The sequence below is a fragment of the Streptomyces sp. NPDC059816 genome (genome assembly GCF_042732055.1).
Classification (GTDB): Bacteria; Actinomycetota; Actinomycetes; order Streptomycetales; family Streptomycetaceae; genus Streptomyces.
Genome location: NZ_JBHWIQ010000007.1, coordinates 156,979 through 174,020 on the forward strand (window position 1 = coordinate 156,979; position 17,042 = coordinate 174,020).

The 17,042-nt window shown below is 71.6% G+C and carries 17 protein-coding genes; 7 read left to right on the forward strand and 10 right to left on the reverse strand.

Going from position 1 to position 17,042, the window contains the following annotated elements:
* Positions 1-86 precede the first annotated feature (86 nt).
* Positions 87-845: an ABC transporter permease gene (locus tag ACFV88_RS12075; protein ID WP_385489080.1), complete on the reverse strand. Its 759-nt coding sequence runs from the start codon at positions 843-845 to the stop codon at positions 87-89.
* A complete protein-coding gene (locus ACFV88_RS12080; protein ID WP_385489082.1) occupies positions 842-1,765 on the reverse strand; it encodes an ATP-binding cassette domain-containing protein in 924 nt (307 codons plus the stop codon). Before ACFV88_RS12080 ends, ACFV88_RS12075 begins: the two co-directional genes overlap by 4 nt.
* 158 nt (positions 1,766-1,923) lie before the next feature.
* Between ACFV88_RS12080 and ACFV88_RS12085 the strand changes: the two genes are divergently transcribed.
* Complete coding sequence (locus tag ACFV88_RS12085) at positions 1,924-2,688, forward strand: TetR/AcrR family transcriptional regulator (RefSeq protein ID WP_385489085.1); 765 nt, start codon at positions 1,924-1,926, stop codon at positions 2,686-2,688.
* Between the two features lie 86 nt (positions 2,689-2,774).
* Here ACFV88_RS12085 and ACFV88_RS12090 read toward each other — a convergent pair whose 3' ends face one another.
* The gene (locus ACFV88_RS12090) at positions 2,775-3,404 is read right to left on the reverse strand and encodes a hypothetical protein (RefSeq protein ID WP_385489087.1); all 630 of its coding nucleotides are present in this window, start codon (positions 3,402-3,404) and stop codon (positions 2,775-2,777) included.
* A 126-nt stretch (positions 3,405-3,530) separates the two neighbouring features.
* Between ACFV88_RS12090 and ACFV88_RS12095 the strand changes: the two genes are divergently transcribed.
* Positions 3,531-3,908 (forward strand): hypothetical protein, encoded by a 378-nt coding sequence (locus tag ACFV88_RS12095; RefSeq protein ID WP_385489090.1) that lies wholly within the window; start codon positions 3,531-3,533, stop codon positions 3,906-3,908.
* Positions 3,909-3,921: 13 nt separating this feature from the next.
* Here ACFV88_RS12095 and ACFV88_RS12100 read toward each other — a convergent pair whose 3' ends face one another.
* Positions 3,922-4,740: a carbon-nitrogen family hydrolase gene (locus tag ACFV88_RS12100; RefSeq protein ID WP_385489093.1), complete on the reverse strand. Its 819-nt coding sequence runs from the start codon at positions 4,738-4,740 to the stop codon at positions 3,922-3,924.
* A gap of 237 nt (positions 4,741-4,977) precedes the next feature.
* On the opposite strand from ACFV88_RS12100, the gene ACFV88_RS12105 reads away from it, so the two are divergent.
* Both ACFV88_RS12105 and ACFV88_RS12110 read left to right on the forward strand, forming a co-directional pair.
* Positions 4,978-5,802 carry a maleylpyruvate isomerase family mycothiol-dependent enzyme gene (locus ACFV88_RS12105; protein ID WP_385489095.1) on the forward strand — a complete coding sequence of 275 codons (825 nt, stop codon included), beginning with the start codon at positions 4,978-4,980 and terminating at the stop codon, positions 5,800-5,802.
* Positions 5,803-5,907: 105 nt separating this feature from the next.
* Positions 5,908-6,405, forward strand: coding sequence for an N-acetyltransferase (locus tag ACFV88_RS12110; protein WP_385489098.1), 498 nt, complete (start codon positions 5,908-5,910; stop codon positions 6,403-6,405).
* Between the two features lie 18 nt (positions 6,406-6,423).
* Here ACFV88_RS12110 and ACFV88_RS12115 read toward each other — a convergent pair whose 3' ends face one another.
* Together ACFV88_RS12115 and ACFV88_RS12120 are read right to left on the reverse strand one after the other, a co-directional pair.
* A complete protein-coding gene (locus tag ACFV88_RS12115; RefSeq protein ID WP_385489101.1) occupies positions 6,424-7,749 on the reverse strand; it encodes a nitrate/nitrite transporter in 1,326 nt (441 codons plus the stop codon).
* A complete protein-coding gene (locus ACFV88_RS12120; protein ID WP_385489104.1) occupies positions 7,746-8,438 on the reverse strand; it encodes a GntR family transcriptional regulator in 693 nt (230 codons plus the stop codon). Before ACFV88_RS12120 ends, ACFV88_RS12115 begins: the two co-directional genes overlap by 4 nt.
* A gap of 280 nt (positions 8,439-8,718) precedes the next feature.
* Here ACFV88_RS12120 and ACFV88_RS12125 point away from each other — a divergent pair, with 280 nt between their 5' ends.
* Positions 8,719-9,609 (forward strand): D-alanyl-D-alanine carboxypeptidase family protein, encoded by an 891-nt coding sequence (locus ACFV88_RS12125; protein ID WP_385489107.1) that lies wholly within the window; start codon positions 8,719-8,721, stop codon positions 9,607-9,609.
* A gap of 115 nt (positions 9,610-9,724) precedes the next feature.
* On the opposite strand, the gene ACFV88_RS12130 is transcribed toward ACFV88_RS12125, so the two are convergent.
* The 3 genes from ACFV88_RS12130 to pdhA are packed head-to-tail and all read right to left on the reverse strand — an operon-like array spanning position 9,725 to position 13,388.
* On the reverse strand, positions 9,725-11,224 hold the full coding sequence (locus tag ACFV88_RS12130; RefSeq protein WP_385489110.1) for a dihydrolipoamide acetyltransferase family protein: 1,500 nt from the start codon (positions 11,222-11,224) through the stop codon (positions 9,725-9,727).
* Positions 11,225-11,235: 11 nt separating this feature from the next.
* Positions 11,236-12,216, reverse strand: a complete 981-nt coding sequence (locus ACFV88_RS12135) for an alpha-ketoacid dehydrogenase subunit beta (RefSeq protein ID WP_385489113.1) — start codon at positions 12,214-12,216, stop codon at positions 11,236-11,238.
* A gap of 2 nt (positions 12,217-12,218) precedes the next feature.
* Positions 12,219-13,388, reverse strand: coding sequence for a pyruvate dehydrogenase (acetyl-transferring) E1 component subunit alpha (pdhA, locus tag ACFV88_RS12140; protein ID WP_385489115.1), 1,170 nt, complete (start codon positions 13,386-13,388; stop codon positions 12,219-12,221).
* A 337-nt stretch (positions 13,389-13,725) separates the two neighbouring features.
* Here pdhA and ACFV88_RS12145 point away from each other — a divergent pair, with 337 nt between their 5' ends.
* Positions 13,726-14,397: a response regulator gene (locus ACFV88_RS12145; protein WP_385489118.1), complete on the forward strand. Its 672-nt coding sequence runs from the start codon at positions 13,726-13,728 to the stop codon at positions 14,395-14,397.
* 153 nt (positions 14,398-14,550) lie between these two features.
* Positions 14,551-14,988 (forward strand): pyridoxamine 5'-phosphate oxidase family protein, encoded by a 438-nt coding sequence (locus ACFV88_RS12150; protein WP_385489397.1) that lies wholly within the window; start codon positions 14,551-14,553, stop codon positions 14,986-14,988.
* A 168-nt stretch (positions 14,989-15,156) separates the two neighbouring features.
* Here the strand turns inward: ACFV88_RS12150 and ACFV88_RS12155 are convergent, their stop codons facing one another.
* Positions 15,157-16,914 carry a protein kinase gene (locus ACFV88_RS12155; protein ID WP_385489120.1) on the reverse strand — a complete coding sequence of 586 codons (1,758 nt, stop codon included), beginning with the start codon at positions 16,912-16,914 and terminating at the stop codon, positions 15,157-15,159.
* Positions 16,915-17,042: the final 128 nt, after the last annotated feature.

Below are 17,042 nucleotides of genomic sequence, written 5' to 3' on the forward strand. Positions count from 1 at the left end.
CCTGCGCCCACGAACACCTGCGCTACGCGCACCCCGCACCCCGCACCCCGCACCGAGCACCGAGCACCAAGGTCACCGCGCCGCGGTCAACGAGTGCGGTGGCGGAACAACGGCAGGGACAGGGCCAGCGACAGCAGCGTGACCGCGGCGCACCAGGCCAGGGCGATCCACGGGGCGCCACCCGCGGCCCGGCCCAGGAGCAGATCGCGCACCGACTCGATCAGCGGGGTCAGCGGCTGGTGCTCCGCGAAGCCGTGCAGCCAGGTGGGCATCGTCTCGATCCGGACGAACGCGCTCGACGGGTACGGCAGGAACATCATCAGGAAGGTGAGTCCGCTCGCCGCCTCGGGGGTCCGGGCGAGCAGCCCGAGCGCCGCGGCGAGCCAGGAGATCGCGACGATCCAGGCGGCGACCAGGCCGAGCGCGGCGAGGTAGCCGGCCGGCCCGGCCGAGGGCCGGAAGCCGATGGCCAGCGCCACCCCCAGCACCAGGGCGGTGGAGACGAGGTTCCGGGCGACCGAGGCGGTGACGTGCCCGGCGAGCACCGGGACGGGGCCGATGTCCGCGGCCCGGAACCGGTCGATGATCCCGTTCTTCATGTCCTCGGCCACCGACACGGCGGTGGAGCCGGCGCCGAAGCCCGCGCACAGCAGGATCGTTCCCGGCACCACGTAGGTCACGTAGTCGGTGCCCGTGTCGATCGACCCGCCGAAGAAGTAGACGAAGATCAGCATCATCAGCACCGGCAGCGCCAGGCCGGTCACCAGCGCGTCCGGGCTGCGCCGGCTGATCCGCAGGCTGCGGCCCGCCATGGTGCGGGCCGTGGTGAACGGTGCTGCGGTCATCGTGGGGCTCCCGTCAGGGCGAGGAAGACGTCGTCGAGGGTGGCGGTGCGCAGGGCGAACCGGGCGACCGCGGTGCCGTCCGGGTCGACCGCGTCGAGCAGCCCGCGCACGTGCCCCGCGGTGCCGTCGGTGGCCAGTCCGATGACGAGCCGGTCCGGGTCGCGGTGGTGGCTGTCACCGGGCAGCCGGGCGAGCAGCCGCTCGTAGGCGGCGCGCGAGACGAGGGTGAGGTCCAGCCGGTGGTCGGCCACCTGTTCCTTCAGCGCGGCGACGGTGCCCTCGGCGACGATGCGACCCCCGTCCAACACGCTGACGCGGTCGGCCAGGACGTCCGCCTCCTCCAGGTACTGCGTGGTCAGCAGGACGGTGGTGCCGTCGGCGCGCAGTTCGCGGACGACCTCCCACAGGTCCCGTCGGCTGCGGGGGTCCAGTCCGGTGGTCGGTTCGTCGAGGAAGAGGACGGTGGGCCGGGAGACCAGGCCGGCGGCGAGGTCGAGCCGGCGGCGCATCCCGCCGGAGTACTCGCCGGCGGTGCGCCCGGCGGCGGGCGCGAGGTCGAAGCGGTCGAGGAGTTCGTCGGCGCGGGCGCGGGCGGCGCGGGCGCCGAGTCCGGCGAGCCGTCCCATCATCCGCAGGGTCTCGGCGCCGGTCTGGAGGTCGTCGACGGCCGCGAACTGTCCGGTGAGGCTGATCCGGGCGCGGACGGCGGACCGTTCGGCGGTGATGTCGTGTCCGGCGACGCGGGCGGTGCCGGAGTCGGCGGTGGTGAGGGTGGCGAGGATCCGCACCGCGGTGGTCTTGCCGGCGCCGTTCGGGCCGAGCAGCGCGTGCACGGTGCCCGGCGGGACGTCGAGGTGGAGACCGTCCAGGACCCGTAGTTCGCCGTAGGACTTGCTGAGGGCGGTGGCGTGAACGCCCATGGCTTCCCCTTCCCCGTGATCGGCGCACCTCGCGTGCGAGACGTGCGACTCTTTTGCGCATGCCACTCTTCTGCGTATGCCATACGCTCTATTGCGTAAGTAATACACAGAACTAGGATGGGGTCAACGCCCACCGGCAGCAGGGAGAGCAAACAGCGATGTCGGAGCCGGAAACGGGGCTCCCCGCCAGCCTGGAAATGGCCTGGGGCCTACGGGAACGTCCCGCCAAGGGGCCGCGGCCCGGGCTGGGACTCGATCGCATCGTCGACGCCGCCATCGCCCTCGCCGCCCGCGAGGGAATCGAAGCCGTCTCGATGGGGCGGGTCGCCAAGGAACTCGGCGCCTCCACGATGTCGCTGTACCGGTACGTCGCCGCCAAGGACGAGCTGTACCTCCTGATGGCCGACGCGGGCGTGGGCACTCCGCCGCCCGTCCCCGAGGGCACGACCGGTTGGCGCGCGCTCCTGACCACCTGGACGTACGCCCAGCGCGAGGTGCTGCACCGCAACACCTGGCTGCTGCGCCTCCCGATCGCCAGTCCCCCCGCCGCCCCGCACCAGGTCGCCTGGATGGAACGCGGCCTCGCCGCACTGGAGTCCACCGGCCTGGACGGCGCGGAGCGACTGGGCATCATGACCCTCATCTACGGGTACGTCCGCACCGATGCGACGATCGCCGCCGACCACCGCGACGCGATCGCCCGTAGCGGGACCACCCCCGAGCAGGTCCTCGCCCAGTACGCGCACACCCTGCGGCGCTTCACCGACCCCGAACGACAGCCCGCGATCACCCGGTTGCTCGACGCGGACGTCTTCACCGGGGTGGACGAGGACCCGGACGCCGGGTTCCGGTTCGGCCTCGACCGCATCCTCGACGGCCTCGCCCTCCTGATCGCCCAACGCACGAACACCCCCGACGCCTGACCCGCACGAGGCCGCGTCCCCGGGACCGCGCCGCCGAGGCCGTCCCCCCGGGGACGTCCCGAGGGCGCGGAGAGATCCGGGGAGCGTTACTTCCGCTTCGCCGGGGCGGGCGGGTCGGCCTGCGGCGCCGCGAAACCGTCGACCACGGTGTCCGGGCCCGCCGCGGTGCCCTTGAGGGCGAGCTCGCCGTCCATGGCGCGCAGGTCGATCAGGAACTTCGGGGTCGCGCCGGACTGCTGGAGGTAGGTGATGCGCCCGTCGACGTAACCGAGTTCGTTCAGCACCCGCCTGACCTCCCGCGGGGTCGGCTTCGCCAGGTCGTCGAGCGCCCGGGTCACCCGCTCCTCGTGGAGGTGCTTCGCGCACCACTCGACCGGCGAGAGCTCCCGCTCCTCCCGCGAGAGGTCCCCGGGCAGGTTCCCCTCGGTGAACGGTTTCCCCTCCGGATCGACCGGCGGCGGGGGCGGGGGCGAGTCCGCCGCGCGACACGGGGCGGCGACATCCGTCAGCATCGCCATGAAGTCGACTTCCGGATCGACGCGGGGCTGCGCCGGCCCGACCGCAACGGTGGTGGCCGCGGGCGCGGCGGGCGCGGCGCCGGCGTTCGCCGTCGTCGCCCCGGCGGCTAGGGCCAGAGCTCCGAGGGCGGTCACCGCGAGGGTCAGGCGCAGACGGGGACGGATGAGCGTGCTGTGCGCATCAGTGGTTCGGGTCATGTGCACAGCCTCCGCCCGGGCCGCCCTGAGTACCGCTACTCAACAAGATCACGCCGAACGACCCGGGCGGGCCGGTTGAGTACCCGGGCTCAGGCGCCCGCGGCGGTCGTACGGTTCGCTGGACGCATGCCGCCCACCACCGCACCGCACGACCGGGCCCGGGAGCGCGACCGGGGCCGGGACCGCCATGCCTGGATCACTCCATTGGTCTCGACGCTCGTCACCGTGCCGGCGGCCCTCGTCGCGCTGTTCTTCGTGGGGATGTCGCAGATGGCCTGCGACCCGTGCGAGGGCGCGGAGCTCGACCGCTTCGACCGGAGCTTCCCACCCGCGTTCGACCTGTTCCGCTACGGGCTGTTGCTGCCCGCCGCCCTGCTGCTCGCCGCCTGGCTGCTGCCGGCGCGACGGAGGTACGCGGCGGCGCGGGTGTTGACCGCCCTCGTCGCGCCGTTCGTCGTCGGCGTGCTGGGCCTGACCTTCGTGGAGAGGGTCGACTGGCCCTGACGAGGGCGCCGCCCTACTTGTGGGGCGGAACGCCGAGGCGACGGTCCTTCAGGGCCGGGAACTCCTCGCGGACGGTCGCGACCTGCCCCGGGTCGAAGTCCACCGTGAGCACCGCCTCCTGAGCGTCCGGCAGCTCGCCGAGCACCTCGCCCCAGGGGTCGAAGACCGCGGAGTGACCGGCCTGCGCCACCCCCGCGTGTTCCCCGGCGGAACCGCAGGCCAGGACGAAGCTCTGGTTCTCCACCGCACGCGCCCGCGCCAGCAGCGACCAGTGGGCGCGCCGGCGTTCGGGCCAGCCGGCGGAGACGATCAGCGCCTCGGCACCCCGGTCGACCAGGCCCCGGAACAGCTCGGGGAACCGCAGGTCGTAGCAGGTGGCGAGACCCAGGGTCAGCCCGGGCAGGGGCACCGTGACGAGTTCTTCGCCGGCGCCCATGAGCACGGCCTCGCCCCGGTCGAAGCCGAACCGGTGGATCTTGCGGTAGCTGGCGGCGAGGGAGCCGTCGGGCGCGAAGACGAGGGAGGTGTTGTACAGCGTGCCGTCCGGGTCGCGTTCGGGGATCGACCCGGCGTGCAGCCAGACCCCGGCATCGCTCGCCGCCTTGGCCATCGCCTCGTGCGTGGGGCCCTGGAGCGGCTCGGCAGCCGCGTCGAAGGACTCATAGGAGAACGCACCGACCGTCCACAGTTCGGGGAGGACCACCAGGTCCACGGGGTCCGCACGCCCCCCGTGCTGCCCGCCCTGCCCGCGCACGAGCGCGGCGACCCGCTCGCGACGTTCCTCGATCGACTCTGCGTCGTCCGGACCGGTCTGGATGAGTGAGGCGCGCACACTACCACCGCCTTGGCGTCGGGACCGTTGACACGGCCTACGATCGTCACACGAAAGCACTGCCGGGGTGCCCGCAACCAGCGTACTGTGCCTTTCCGGGGAGCCCCCGGACCCCCGACCGTGCCCGAGCCCGCACCACCCCGTACAGCCTGTACATGCCGTACAGCCGCACCACCGGAAGCAACGCCCGTCCCGCCACAGCAGCCCGCCGCACGCACCAACCGCCCGAGGGGTCTCGTGAGTCTCCATCCCAGCCTTCAGAACTACGCCGACGCCTGGACGCACTCCGTGGAAGCGATCGCGGAGTTGGTGCAGCCGCTCGTGGAAGGGGAGTGGAACCGAGCGACCCCCTGCCCCGGCTGGTCGGTGCGGGACATCGTCTCCCATGTCATCGGGCTGGACTGCGAGATGCTCGGCGACCCCCGCCCCATCCACACCCTGCCCCGCGATCTGTACCACGTACAGACCGAGCACCAGCGGTACATGGAGATGCAGGTCGACGTCCGACGCCACCACACGGGCCCGGAGATGACGTCGGAGCTGGAGTACACCGTCATCCGGCGCAACCGGCAGATCCGCAACGAGAACCGGCAGCCGGACACGAAGATCCGGGGGCTGCTGGGCGCCGAGGAGACCCTGGAATTCGCGATGCGCAGGCGCGCGTTCGACATCTGGGTCCACGAGCAGGACCTCCGGGTCGCCCTCAACCAGCCGGGCAACCTGGACTCGCCGGGCGCGCAGCTCGCCCGGGACGTGATGCTGGAGGCGCTGCCGAAGGTCGTCGCCAAGGACGCCGGCGCCCCGCCCGGTACCGCGGTCGTCGTCGACGTGCACGGCCCCGTCGAGTTCCTGCGGACGGTCCGGGTCGACGCGGAGGGCCGGGGTTCCGTGGACGGCGCGCCCTCGCTGGGCCCGCTGGTGACGTTGAGCACCGACTGGGAGACCTACGGCCGGCTCGCCTGCGGCCGGATCACCGCGGAGTCCGCCCGCGACCGGATCAAGACCGAGGGCGACCAGGAGTTCGCGGCGGCCATCCTGCGAAACTTCGCGATCACTCCCTGACGGACGCACGGGCCCGGGTGCGGTACGGGCCCGCGTACGTCCCCGACCGGAGTCCCGCTCGTGACCTGGGCGTTCCCGCGTCGAACGGTTGTAACCTCGACCCCCATGAGTTGGCTTCCCAAGGACTTCGTCCACCCCGTCCACGTGCCCGTGCCCGACACCTCGCTGCACCTGCGGCCGATCCGGGAGGCGGACACGCCCCTCGACTACCCCGCCGTGATGGGCTCCCAGGCCCGTCTGTGGGAGGTCTTCGGCCCGGCCTGGTCCTGGCCGAGGGAGTCGATGACCTACGAGCAGGACCGCATCGACCTGCTGCGGCACGAGCAGGAGATCGCCGCGCACCAGTCGTTCAACTACGCGCTGTGGGACGCGGCGGAGACCGCCCTCCTCGGCTGTGTCTACATCGATCCGCCCGAGCGCACCGGCTCCGACGGGGAAGTCGCCTGGTGGGTGGTGGACGAACTCGTCGGCAGCGAGGCTGAGCGGTCGCTCGACGCGCTGGTGCCGCAGTGGATCGAAGCCGACTGGCCCTTCCGACAGCCCCGTTACCTGGGCCGTGGCATCAGCTGGCAGGACTGGCTGGCGCTGCCGCGCGTCTCCTGAACCGAGCGCGGGGTGCGGCTACGCCGGGACGTGCACGGTGGTGATCCGGCTGGCGACCAGCCGTTCGCGTTCCCGGCGGGCCGTCCGGCGGCGCAACCGGACGATCTGCGCGACACCCAGGGCCTGCACCACGAACACCGCGGAGAACGCGATCCGGTACTCCCCGCCGGTCAGGTCCAGCAGCACGCCCACCGCGAACAGCGTGGCCATGGACGACACGAAGCCGCCCATGTTGACGATCCCGGAGGCCGTGCCCTGCCGCTCGGGCGGGTTCGCGGGGCGGGCGAAGTCGAAGCCGATCAGCGAGGCCGGGCCGCAGGCCCCGAGCACCACGCACAGGGTGACCAGCAGCGCGAACGGTGCCCGGCCGCCGGGCCAGGCCAGGGTGAGCGCCCACATCGCGGACGTGAGGCCGACCGTGCCGAGGACCAGGGGCAGCCGGGCCGCGTGGTGCCGGGCGATGACCTGCCCGTAGACCAGGCCCACCGCCATGTTGGACACCACCACCAGGGTGAGCAGGTCACCGGCCGTGGCCGGGTCGAGGCCCTGTGCCCGCACCAGGAACGGCAGGCCCCACAGCAGCAGGAACACCATCGCCGGGAACTGTCCGGTGAAGTGCACCCACAGACCGATTCGGGTACCGGGTTCGCGCCAGGCCGCGCCCAGTTGACGCCGGACGGACAGCGATGCGCGGTCGGGCGGTGGGTCGGCGTCCCCGGGGCCCGGGACGGAGGCGGTACGGGGCCGGGCCGGCTGGTCCTTCAGGAACAGCAACAGGACGAGGACGACCACCCCGGCCAGCGAACTGCCCGCGAACGCAGCGGTCCAGCCGACGCCGTGCAGCAGCCGCGCGACCAGCAGCGTGGACACCAGGTTGCCCGCCATCCCGGCGAATCCGGCGAGCTGGGCCATGAGCGGTGCGCGCCGGGCCGGGAACCAGTGGGCGCCGAGCCGCAGCACGCTGATGAACGTCATCGCGTCGCCGCAGCCGAGCAGCGCGCGGGCGGCGAGGGCCGTCCCGTAGGAGGGGGCGAGCGCGAAGCCCAGTTGCCCCGTCGTGAACAGGACGGCCCCGAGTATCAGCACCCGCTGGGTGCCGAACCGGTCGACGAGCAACCCGACGGGTATCTGCATGCCCGCATAGACCAGGAGTTGGAGGATGGAGAACGCGGACAGCGCGGAGGCGCTGATCCCGAAGCGTTCGGTGGCGTCGAGTCCCGCGACCCCCAGCGAGGTGCGGAAGATGACGGCGACGAAGTAGACGGACACGCCGATCGACCAGATGGAGACGGCCCGACAGCCGCCGGGCGGGTCCCCGGCCGCAGCGGCCGACCCGCCGCTCACCGGACCCCTCCCCGGGCGAGGTCGGCGACCCGGCCGATGTGCCGGTGCACGATGTCCGCGGCCCGCTCGGCGTCCCCGGCGGCGAGCGCGTCGAGGATCTCCTCGTGCTCGGCGAGGGCCCTGGCGATCCGGTCGGGGTGGGCGTGCATCATCGCGACGCCCATGCGCAGCTGACGGTCACGGAGCTGTTCGTAGAGGCGGGACAGGATCTCGTTGCCCGCGTTGCGGACGATCGCGACGTGGAAGTGGCGGTCGGTGACGGCCGCTTCGGCGTACCGGCCGGCCGCCGCGTGCACCTGCTGCTCCGCCAGGAGTTCGGCGAGTCGGGCGAGGAGGGCGGGCGGCGCGGGGACGGCCTTGCGGACGGCGTGCTCCTCCACGAGGAGCCGGGTTTCGACGACATCGGCGATCTCCTGCGCGGAGACGGGCCGCACCAGGGCTCCCTTCTTCGGGTAGAGCCTGATCAGTCCCTCGACCTCCAGCCGCAGCAGGGCCTCCCGCACGGGCGTGCGCGAGACGCCGACCGCCTCGGCCAACTCACCCTCGGTGAGCAGGGTCCCGCCCTCGTACCGGCGGTCCAGGACGCCCTGCTTGACGTGTTGGTAGACGCGGTCGGCGGCGGGCGGCCGTTTGGCGGGGGCGCCGCCCGACGTCGCGGTGGTCACGGGCGGCGCGGCGGAGGCAGGCATGTGCACAGGTTAGATACAACGCGTACGCATGGGGAGGGGCGTCCGGGATGCGGACGAGCGCGAGGGGGGCGGGCCGCCCCCCTCACCCCCATCCGACCGCGGGGTGAAACGGTCGACCATTTGGCGACAAAGAGACTTCCAGAAGATTTTTCGTGGTGCGCGGGAGATTCTTTACTTTTTTCCCGCATCCTTGCGTGCCGCCCAAGAGTCTTACCTCAGTGCGGCCTTTTTGTGCCGCTACCCACGCATGGTATTTCCAGGGGCGTTTGGAGCATTCAACTTGAGTACAGGCATCAAGGGCATTCGTCGTGCCTCGGCCGTCACCACGGCGCTCACCGCGGGGGCACTGCTGACGGGCGGGGTGACCGCCACGCAGGCCCAGGCCGCACCGGTCCCGTCCGTCACGGCGAAGGGCGGTTTCGTGATGGACGACCGCACGGGCCGCACCCTTTTCAGCAAGACCGCGGACACCAAGCGCAACACCGGGTCCACCACCAAGATCATGACTGCCAAGGTGGTCCTGTCGCAGCGCAATCTGAACCTGAACTCCAAGGTGACGATCCAGAAGGCGTACAGCGACTACATCGTGTCCCGCACCGCGTCCTCCGCACGGTTGATCGTCGGCGACAAGGTGACGGTCCGTCAGCTGCTCTACGGGCTGATGCTGCCGTCCGGTTGTGACGCCGCGTACGCGCTGGCGGACAAGTTCGGTACGGGCTCCACCCGGGCCGCACGCGTGAAGTCGTTCATCGGCAAGATGAACTCCACCGCGCGCGGCCTCGGCATGCGGAACACCAAGTTCGACTCGTTCGACGGCATCGGCAACGGCAACAACTACTCGACGCCGCGCGACCTGACCAAGCTCGCGAGCAACGTGATGAAGAACTCGACCTTCCGCACGATCGTGAAGACCAAGTCCACGAAGCAGCGGGTCACCACCCGCAACGGCGGCTACCGGAACATGCCGTGGACCAACAGCAACAAGCTGCTCGGCACCTACTCCGGAACGATCGGGATCAAGACCGGTTCCGGCCCCGAGGCCAAGTACTGCCTGGTCTTCGCCGCGACCCGGAACGGCAAGACCGTGATCGGAACGGTCCTGACGTCCTCCTCGGACGTCAACCGGCTGAAGGACGCGAAGAAGCTGATGGACTACGGCTTCCGACGCTGACGTGGCCTTACGGGCACCCCACGACGGAGCTCGACGGGCCCGTCCGCCACCGGTTCGTTCCGGTGGCGGACGGGCCTTCGTCGTATGCGCTCGCGCCCGCTGCGCCGACCCGCGGTCAGGACCAGACGATGAGGCGCTTGGGGTCCTCCAGGACCGCGGCCACATCGGCCAGGACCTTGGAGCCGAGCTCGCCGTCGACCAGGCGGTGGTCGAAGGAGAGGGCGAGCGTGGTGACCTGACGCGGCTTCACCTTGCCCTTGTGGACCCACGGCTGGAGCTTGATCGCCCCCATGGCGAGGATCGCGGACTCCCCCGGATTCAGGATCGGGGTACCCGTGTCCACGCCGAAGACACCGACGTTGGTGATGGTCACGGTGCCGTCCTGCATCGCCGCGGGCGAGGTCTTGCCCTCGCGGGCGGTGGACACCAGTTCCGCCAGGGCCGCGGCGAGTTCGGGCAGCGTCTTGGCGTGCGCGTCCCTGATGTTGGGGACGAGCAACCCGCGGGGGGTCGCGGCGGCGATGCCCAGGTTCACGTAGTGCTTGCGCACGATCTCCTGGTTGGCCTCGTCCCAGGCGGCGTTGACCTCGGGGTTGCGCTTGATCGCGACGAGCAGCGCCCGGGCGACCAGCAGCAGCGGGTTGATCCGCAGCCCCGCGAGTCCGTAGTGGTCGGCGTCCCGCTTCAGCTCGTCCACGAGCTTCATCGTGCGCGTCACGTCCACCGTCACGAACTCCGTGACGTGCGGGGCGGTGAACGCCGAGGCGACCATGGCCTGCGCGGTCGCCTTGCGAACGCCCTTGACCGGGATGCGCGTTTCGCGTCCGGTGACCGGGGCGGCCGGGGCGGCCGTCTCCGGGGCGGGGGCGGTGGCTGCCGGGACCGCCCCGGTCGCCGCGGGACGGGGCTCGGGGGTGGCCGCCGCGTGGACGTCCTCCCGGGTGACGATCCCGCCCGGGCCGGTGGGCGTGACGCCCGCCAGGTCCACCCCGAGGTCCTTGGCCAGCTTGCGGACCGGGGGCTTGGCGAGCGGCCTGGCCCCGTTCGCCCCGGGCACGGCCGGTTCGACGGCGGGCGCGGCTGACTCGACGGGCGCGGTGGCGCTCGTGGGGGGCTCAGCGGGACCGGCGGCGGGCGCGGCCGGGGCCGGCGCTTCGGCCACCGGGGCGGGCTCGCCCTTGCGGGGCCGGCGCCGGGTGGAACTCTCCGCCACCCCGTACCCCACGAGCACCGGCTGACGGCCCCGGGGCTCGGCGGCCCCAGCAGCCCCAGCAGCCTCGGCGGTCGCCGGATCAGACGCTTCCGCTTCGACCGGGGCGGAAGCGGGGGCGGGAGCAGGAGCGGGAGCCGTGCCGCCGCCCACGTCCACGGTGATGATCACCTCGCCCACGTCGACGGTGGCCCCCGCCGGATGGCGCAGCTCCGCCACCACCCCGTCGTAGGGGATCGGCAGCTCGACCGCCGCCTTGGCGGTCTCCACCTCGCACACCACCTGGCCGTCGGTGACGGTGTCACCGACCTTCACGTACCAGGTGAGGATCTCCGCCTCGGTGAGGCCCTCGCCCACATCGGGCATCCTGAATTCGCGTACGGACACCTGCGTCATGGTCGTCACGTCCTCCTCCCTCAGTACGCCAGCGAACGGTCAACGGCGTCGAGCACCCGGTCAAGACCCGGTAGGTACTCCTCTTCCAACCGCGCCGGCGGGTACGGCACGTAGTAGCCGCCGACCCGCAGGACGGGTGCCTCCAGGTAGTAGAAGGACCGCTCGGTGATCCGCGCGGCGATCTCCGCTCCCGTACCGAGGAACACCGGCGCCTCGTGCACCACGACCAGTCGACGGGTCTTCTCCACGGACTGCTGCACCGCGTCGAAGTCGATCGGTGAGAGGGAGCGCAGGTCGAGGACCTCCAGGGAGCGCCCCTCCTCCTCGGCGGCGGCAGCGGCCTCCAGACAGACCTTCACCATCGGGCCGTACGCGGCGAGCGTGAGGTCGGTGCCCTGCCGGGCGACGGTCGCGCGGTGCAGCAGGCCGGGGATGGCCTCGGGGTCGACCTCGCCCTTGTCCCAGTAGCGCCGCTTGGGCTCGAAGAAGATCACCGGGTCGTCGCTCTGGATGGCCTGCTGGAGCATCCAGTACGCATCGGAGGAGTTCGAGGGCGAGACCACCTTCAATCCCGCCACGTGCGCGAACAGGGCCTCCGGGGACTCCGAGTGGTGCTCGACCGCGCCGATCCCCCCGCCGTAGGGGATACGGATCACCACGGGCAGTTTGATCTTGCCGAGGGCGCGGGCGTGCATCTTGGCGAGCTGGGTGACGATCTGGTCGTAGGCGGGGAAGACGAACCCGTCGAACTGGATCTCCACCACCGGGCGGTACCCGCGCAGGGCCAGGCCGATCGCGGTGCCGACGATGCCGGACTCGGCCAGCGGGGTGTCGATCACCCGTTCCTCGCCGAAGTCCTTCTGGAGACCGTCGGTGACCCGGAAGACCCCGCCGAGCTTGCCGACGTCCTCGCCCATGACCAGGACCTTCGGGTCCTCGTCGAGCGCCCGGCGCAGGGACTCGTTGATCGCCTTGGCGATCGGAAGCTTCTGTACGGCCATGGCTACTTGTCCTCCCCGTCCGCGAACGACGCCTGGTAGGCGGCGAACTGCGCTCGCTCCTCGTCGACGAGCGCGTGCCCGTCCGCGTACGCGTTCTCGAAGATGGTCAGCGGGTCCGGATCGGGCATCGCCCGCACCACCTCGCGCACCCGCTTGCCCAACGCCTCGCTCTCCGCTTCCAGTTCCGCGAAGAACGACTCGTTCGTGTGGGTTTGCGCCTCCAGGTGGGTGCGCAGGCGGGCGATCGGGTCCTTCGCCTCCCAGGCCACCCGCTCGTCGTCGTGGCGGTAGCGGGTCGGGTCGTCGGAGGTGGTGTGCGCGCCCATCCGGTAGGTGAACGCCTCGACCAGGGTCGGCCCCTCGCCGCGGCGGGCCCGGTCCAACGCCCAGCGGGTGACGGCGAGGCAGGCGAGGACGTCGTTCCCGTCGACCCGCACGCCGGGGAAGCCGTAGCCCTGGGCCCGCTGGTACAGCGGCACCCGGGTCTGGCGCTCGGTGGGCTCGGAGATCGCCCACTGGTTGTTCTGGCAGAAGAACACGACGGGCGCGTTGGACACCGCGGCGAACGTGAACGCCTCGGCCACGTCGCCCTGGCTGGAGGCGCCGTCACCGAAGTACGCGATCACGGCCGAGTCCGCGCCGTCCTTGGCGATGCCCATGGCGTAGCCGGTGGCGTGCAGCGTCTGCGAGCCGATGACGATCGTGTACAGGTGGAAGTTGTTGGTGGTGGGGTCCCAGCCGCCGTTGTTGACGCCGCGGAACATGCCCAGCAGCAGCGTCGGGTCCACCCCGCGGGTCCAGGCGACGCCGTGTTCGCGGTACGTGGGGAAGACGTAGTCGTCGGGTCGGGTGGCCCGGCCGGAGCCGATCTGCGCGGCCTCCTGACCGAGCAGCGAGGCCCACAGGCCCAGCTCGCCCTGACGCTGGAGGGACGTGGCCTCGGCGTCGAAGCGACGGGTCAGGACCATGTCGCGGTACAGCCCGCGCAGGTCCTCGGGGGTGACGTCCTCGACGTACGCGGCGTACTCGGCGACCGCCTTGGTGGGCTTGACCCGCTTGCCCTCGGGGGTCAGAAGCTGAACCAGGTCGGGCTGCGCGCCCGACGTCCTCTTGGCGGCGGCACGCTTGCGCGGCCCTCGTGCGACAGTGCTGACAGTGCTGTCCGCGGTCACGTACTGCTCCTCCGTCGGTCCGGCCACCCGGGTTCGCCGGGAGGGCCAGTGCGGTCGCCCGTCCCCGAGCAACCGCGCACGGGGTGGGTGCGCTCCGCCGGGAAAAGGCGTGACAGGTGCCCCGGCGGGTGCCCTGCACCTAGCACGTTACCCAGTGTCGCGCCTCGCCGCGAAGCCCGTCTGACCTGCAATTTTCCTTGGATTTCCAAGTAAATCGCGTCGGTCGGGAACTCTCGCTGGTCAGGGCGCCGCGTCGGGCGGACAGGGGGGCCGGAACAGGCGAACCGTAACCCGGGGGCCCACGGCGGGGGAAGAGATCGTGTGTGAGACTGGCACCGTGCGAGAAGAGGGAAAGATAACGGTGTTCCTTCTTGACGATCACGAGGTGGTCCGGCGGGGCGTCCACGAGATGCTGACCGTCGAGGACGACATCGAGGTCGTCGGGGAGGCGGGTACGGCGGCCGAGGCCCTGGCGCGCATCCCCGCGGTCCGCCCGGACGTGGCGGTGCTCGACGTCCGGTTGCCGGACGGCAGCGGGGTCGAGGTCTGTCGGGAGATCCGCTCCCAGGACGAGTCGGTCAAGTGCCTGATGCTGACGTCCTTCGCGGACGACGAGGCCCTCTTCGACGCGATCATGGCCGGCGCCTCCGGATACGTCCTGAAGGCGATCCGGGGCAATGAGCTGCTGGCGGCGGTGCGGGACGTGGCCGCCGGGAAGTCCCTGCTGGACCCCGTCGCCACCGCCCGGGTGCTGGAGCGACTGCGGGACGGGGGCCGCAAGGGCTCGGGCCGGGACGGGGACGAGAAGCTCGCCTCGCTGACCGACCAGGAGCGCCGCATCCTCGACCTGATCGGCGAGGGGCTCACCAACCGGGTCATCGGCGAGCGGTTGCACCTCGCCGAGAAGACCATCAAGAACTACGTCTCCAGCCTGCTGTCCAAGCTGGGCATGGAGCGCCGGTCCCAGGCCGCCGCCTACGTGGCCCGGCTGGACGCCCGCAAGGGCTGATCCACCCCATCGAGTGAACGCCCACGCGACCGTTCGGAGCACCTCGCCCCCGTATGGTCACCTTCGACGGCATTCGGGACCTTGGTCCCGAGCAGCAGGGGCGGGTTTCCCTGGCGCTCGACGCACGGATGGTCGACATTGAGCCCTATGCCCATGTCCCCGTCGCCGTCCGCACCCCCGGGCCGCACCTGCGCCGAGCAGCGTGCCTTCGCCCTGCTCGCCGGCACCGATCACGGTCGGGTGGCCACGAGCATGCGGGCGCTCCCGTTCCTCGCGGCGGCCCGGCACATCCTGGTCGACGGCCGGCTGCTGCTGCGCATGCACCGCGGTTACGGCTACCACCGGGCGTGCATCGGCAGTGTGGTCGCCTACGGGGCGGACAACCTCGGCACGTGTGAGCCGGGGGCGGCCGAGTGGTCGGTCCAGTTGGTCGGGCTGTGCGAGGCGGTGCTGCCGGAGCCCGCGGAGCTGCTGCTGTTCGGTCCGACCCCGCGCGGGGTGGACGGCGAGCCCTACGATCCGGTGTACCTCCGGATCGAGCCGCAGTTCGTCACCCTGCACGAGTCCGACCCGTCGGGCCCGGCCGTCTGACGCGTCGTGGCCGCTCGCGCAGTTCCCCGCGCCCCTGACGGGGCCCGACCGGGGTACCGGACCGAGCTCGGGGCGCCCCTTTAGGGGCGCGGGGAACTGCGCGAGCAACCCCCGCGGACCCGCAGCAGACAGACGAACGGGAGCCGTCCCCGCCGGAGGGGGGAGAAGCTACTGCTGCGGGGGGTCACCCCCGCCACCATCCGCCGCGCCGCCCCCGGCCCCCGCCCCGCCACCCGCGGCTTCACCGGAGCCGCCCGCCGCATCGCCGCCACCGTTCGCGGCATCGCCGCCACCATTGGCAGCGCCTCCGTTGTCGGCACCGCCGTCGTTACCACCGGTCACCGGGGCGGTGTTGCCGCCCGTGGGCTGGCCGCCGTTGCCCTGCGACTGCCCGCCGGTGGGCTGCTGGCTGGTGGTGGCCGGCGGCTGGGTGGCCGGCTGCGAAGCCTGGCCGGTGGGCCGCTGCGAGTACGACTGCTTGCCGCCGGTACCGCCCGGCTGCTGCTGCCGGGGCGGGTTGTAGGTGCCGTTGCCGCTACCGCTGCTACTGCCGCTGCTGGTGCCGTTGCCCCAGTTGTTGGACTGGCTGGGCGAGCTCTCCGTCTCCGGCTTCTTGCTCGGCTTGTCCGTCTTCTGCGACTGGGACGTCGAGGGCTTGTTCTCCGTCTTCTGTCCGTCGCCGGTGTCGTCGTTGCCCATGCCCCGCACGGCCAGGGCGACACCCACGACCACCGCGACCACGGCGAGCACGGCCAGCAGCCACAGCTTGTTCTTGCGCCCGCCCCCGTTGCCGTCGTGGTCGTAACCCTGGTCGTAGCCGCCGTAACCGCCGTAGCCCCCGTCGTCACCGGGCGGGCGCAGCATGGGCTGCGGGATCTGCGTGGTGCCGGATTCGGGGTGCGGCAGGGCGGTGGTGCCGGCCATGCCCATCGCGGGCGTGTGGGCGGCGTCGTGACCGTTGACCGGCCCGGTGTTCCAGGTGCCGGTGTGGCTGCCCTGCTCGTACAGCATCTGGATGCCGTACTGGATCAGGCCGCGCATCTCCTCGGCGGTCTGGAAGCGGTCGTCGGGGTCCTTGGCGAGGGCCCGCATGACCAGGCCGTCCAGCTCCGGCGGGACCCCGTCGGAGACCTCCGACGGGGGCACCGGAATGTCCTGGACGTGCTGGTAGACGACCGACAGCGGGGTCTCACCGGTGAACGGCGGGCGCAGTGCGAGGAGTTCGTAGAGCAGACAGCCCGTCGCGTACAGGTCGGAGCGGTGGTCGACGGCCTTGCCGAGGGCCTGCTCGGGGGAGAGGTACTGCGGGGTGCCCATGACCATGCCGGTCTGGGTCATGGTCGACTGCGCGCCGTGCAGGGCGCGCGCGATGCCGAAGTCCATCACCTTCACGGCACCGTTGTGGGTGATGATGACGTTCGCGGGCTTGATGTCGCGGTGCACGATGCCGTGCTGGTGCGAGTAGGCGAGGGCTTCCAGCACTCCCGAGACGATGATCAGTGCCTGCTCGGGCCCGGGGGCCTCGGCGTTGATCAACAGGTCGCGGATCGTGCGGCCTTCGACGATCTCCATGACGATGTACGGCACCGTCTGGTGGCCGACCTGGTCCTCGCCCGAGTCGTACACGGCGACGACCGAGTGGTGGTTGAGCCCGGCGACCGACTGCGCCTCGCGGGTGAACCGGGCCTTGGACACCGGGTCCTCGGCGAGGTCCGCGCGCAGCAGCTTCACGGCGACGGTCCTGCCCAGTCGGACGTCCTCGGCCGCGAACACCTCGGCCATGCCGCCCCGGCCCAGCCGGTGGGTGAGCCGGTACCGGCCGTCCCCGACCAGTCCGCCGTTGCCCCAGTTCTCCGGCGCGTCACCCATGCCGCCGCCAGATGCCTCGGGGTCGGACGGGCCCTGGGCGCGCTGCGTCTGTGCCATCAGTCCTCGCCGTCGTTTCTGCCCGCGTACGTGCGGTGGTTGTTACGGTCTCCGCCTGCCAACGCTACAGCCTTCGACGACCCCCACGGTCCGAGATGGACCGGCCATCAAACCCGTACCGTCGCGTT

Bases quoted from the DNA above. Each gene is read 5' to 3' on its own strand.
- ACFV88_RS12085 (WP_385489085.1), top strand. From the start codon at position 1,924: ATGTCGGAGCCGGAAACGGGGCTCCCCGCCAGCCTGGAAATGGCCTGG.
- ACFV88_RS12075 (WP_385489080.1), bottom strand. From the start codon at position 845: ATGACCGCAGCACCGTTCACCACGGCCCGCACCATGGCGGGCCGCAGC.
- ACFV88_RS12095 (WP_385489090.1), top strand. From the start codon at position 3,531: ATGCCGCCCACCACCGCACCGCACGACCGGGCCCGGGAGCGCGACCGG.
- ACFV88_RS12150 (WP_385489397.1), top strand. From the start codon at position 14,551: ATGTCCCCGTCGCCGTCCGCACCCCCGGGCCGCACCTGCGCCGAGCAG.
- ACFV88_RS12080 (WP_385489082.1), bottom strand. From the start codon at position 1,765: ATGGGCGTTCACGCCACCGCCCTCAGCAAGTCCTACGGCGAACTACGG.
- ACFV88_RS12155 (WP_385489120.1), bottom strand. From the start codon at position 16,914: ATGGCACAGACGCAGCGCGCCCAGGGCCCGTCCGACCCCGAGGCATCT.
- ACFV88_RS12090 (WP_385489087.1), bottom strand. From the start codon at position 3,404: ATGACCCGAACCACTGATGCGCACAGCACGCTCATCCGTCCCCGTCTG.
- ACFV88_RS12110 (WP_385489098.1), top strand. From the start codon at position 5,908: ATGAGTTGGCTTCCCAAGGACTTCGTCCACCCCGTCCACGTGCCCGTG.
- ACFV88_RS12120 (WP_385489104.1), bottom strand. From the start codon at position 8,438: ATGCCTGCCTCCGCCGCGCCGCCCGTGACCACCGCGACGTCGGGCGGC.
- ACFV88_RS12135 (WP_385489113.1), bottom strand. From the start codon at position 12,216: ATGGCCGTACAGAAGCTTCCGATCGCCAAGGCGATCAACGAGTCCCTG.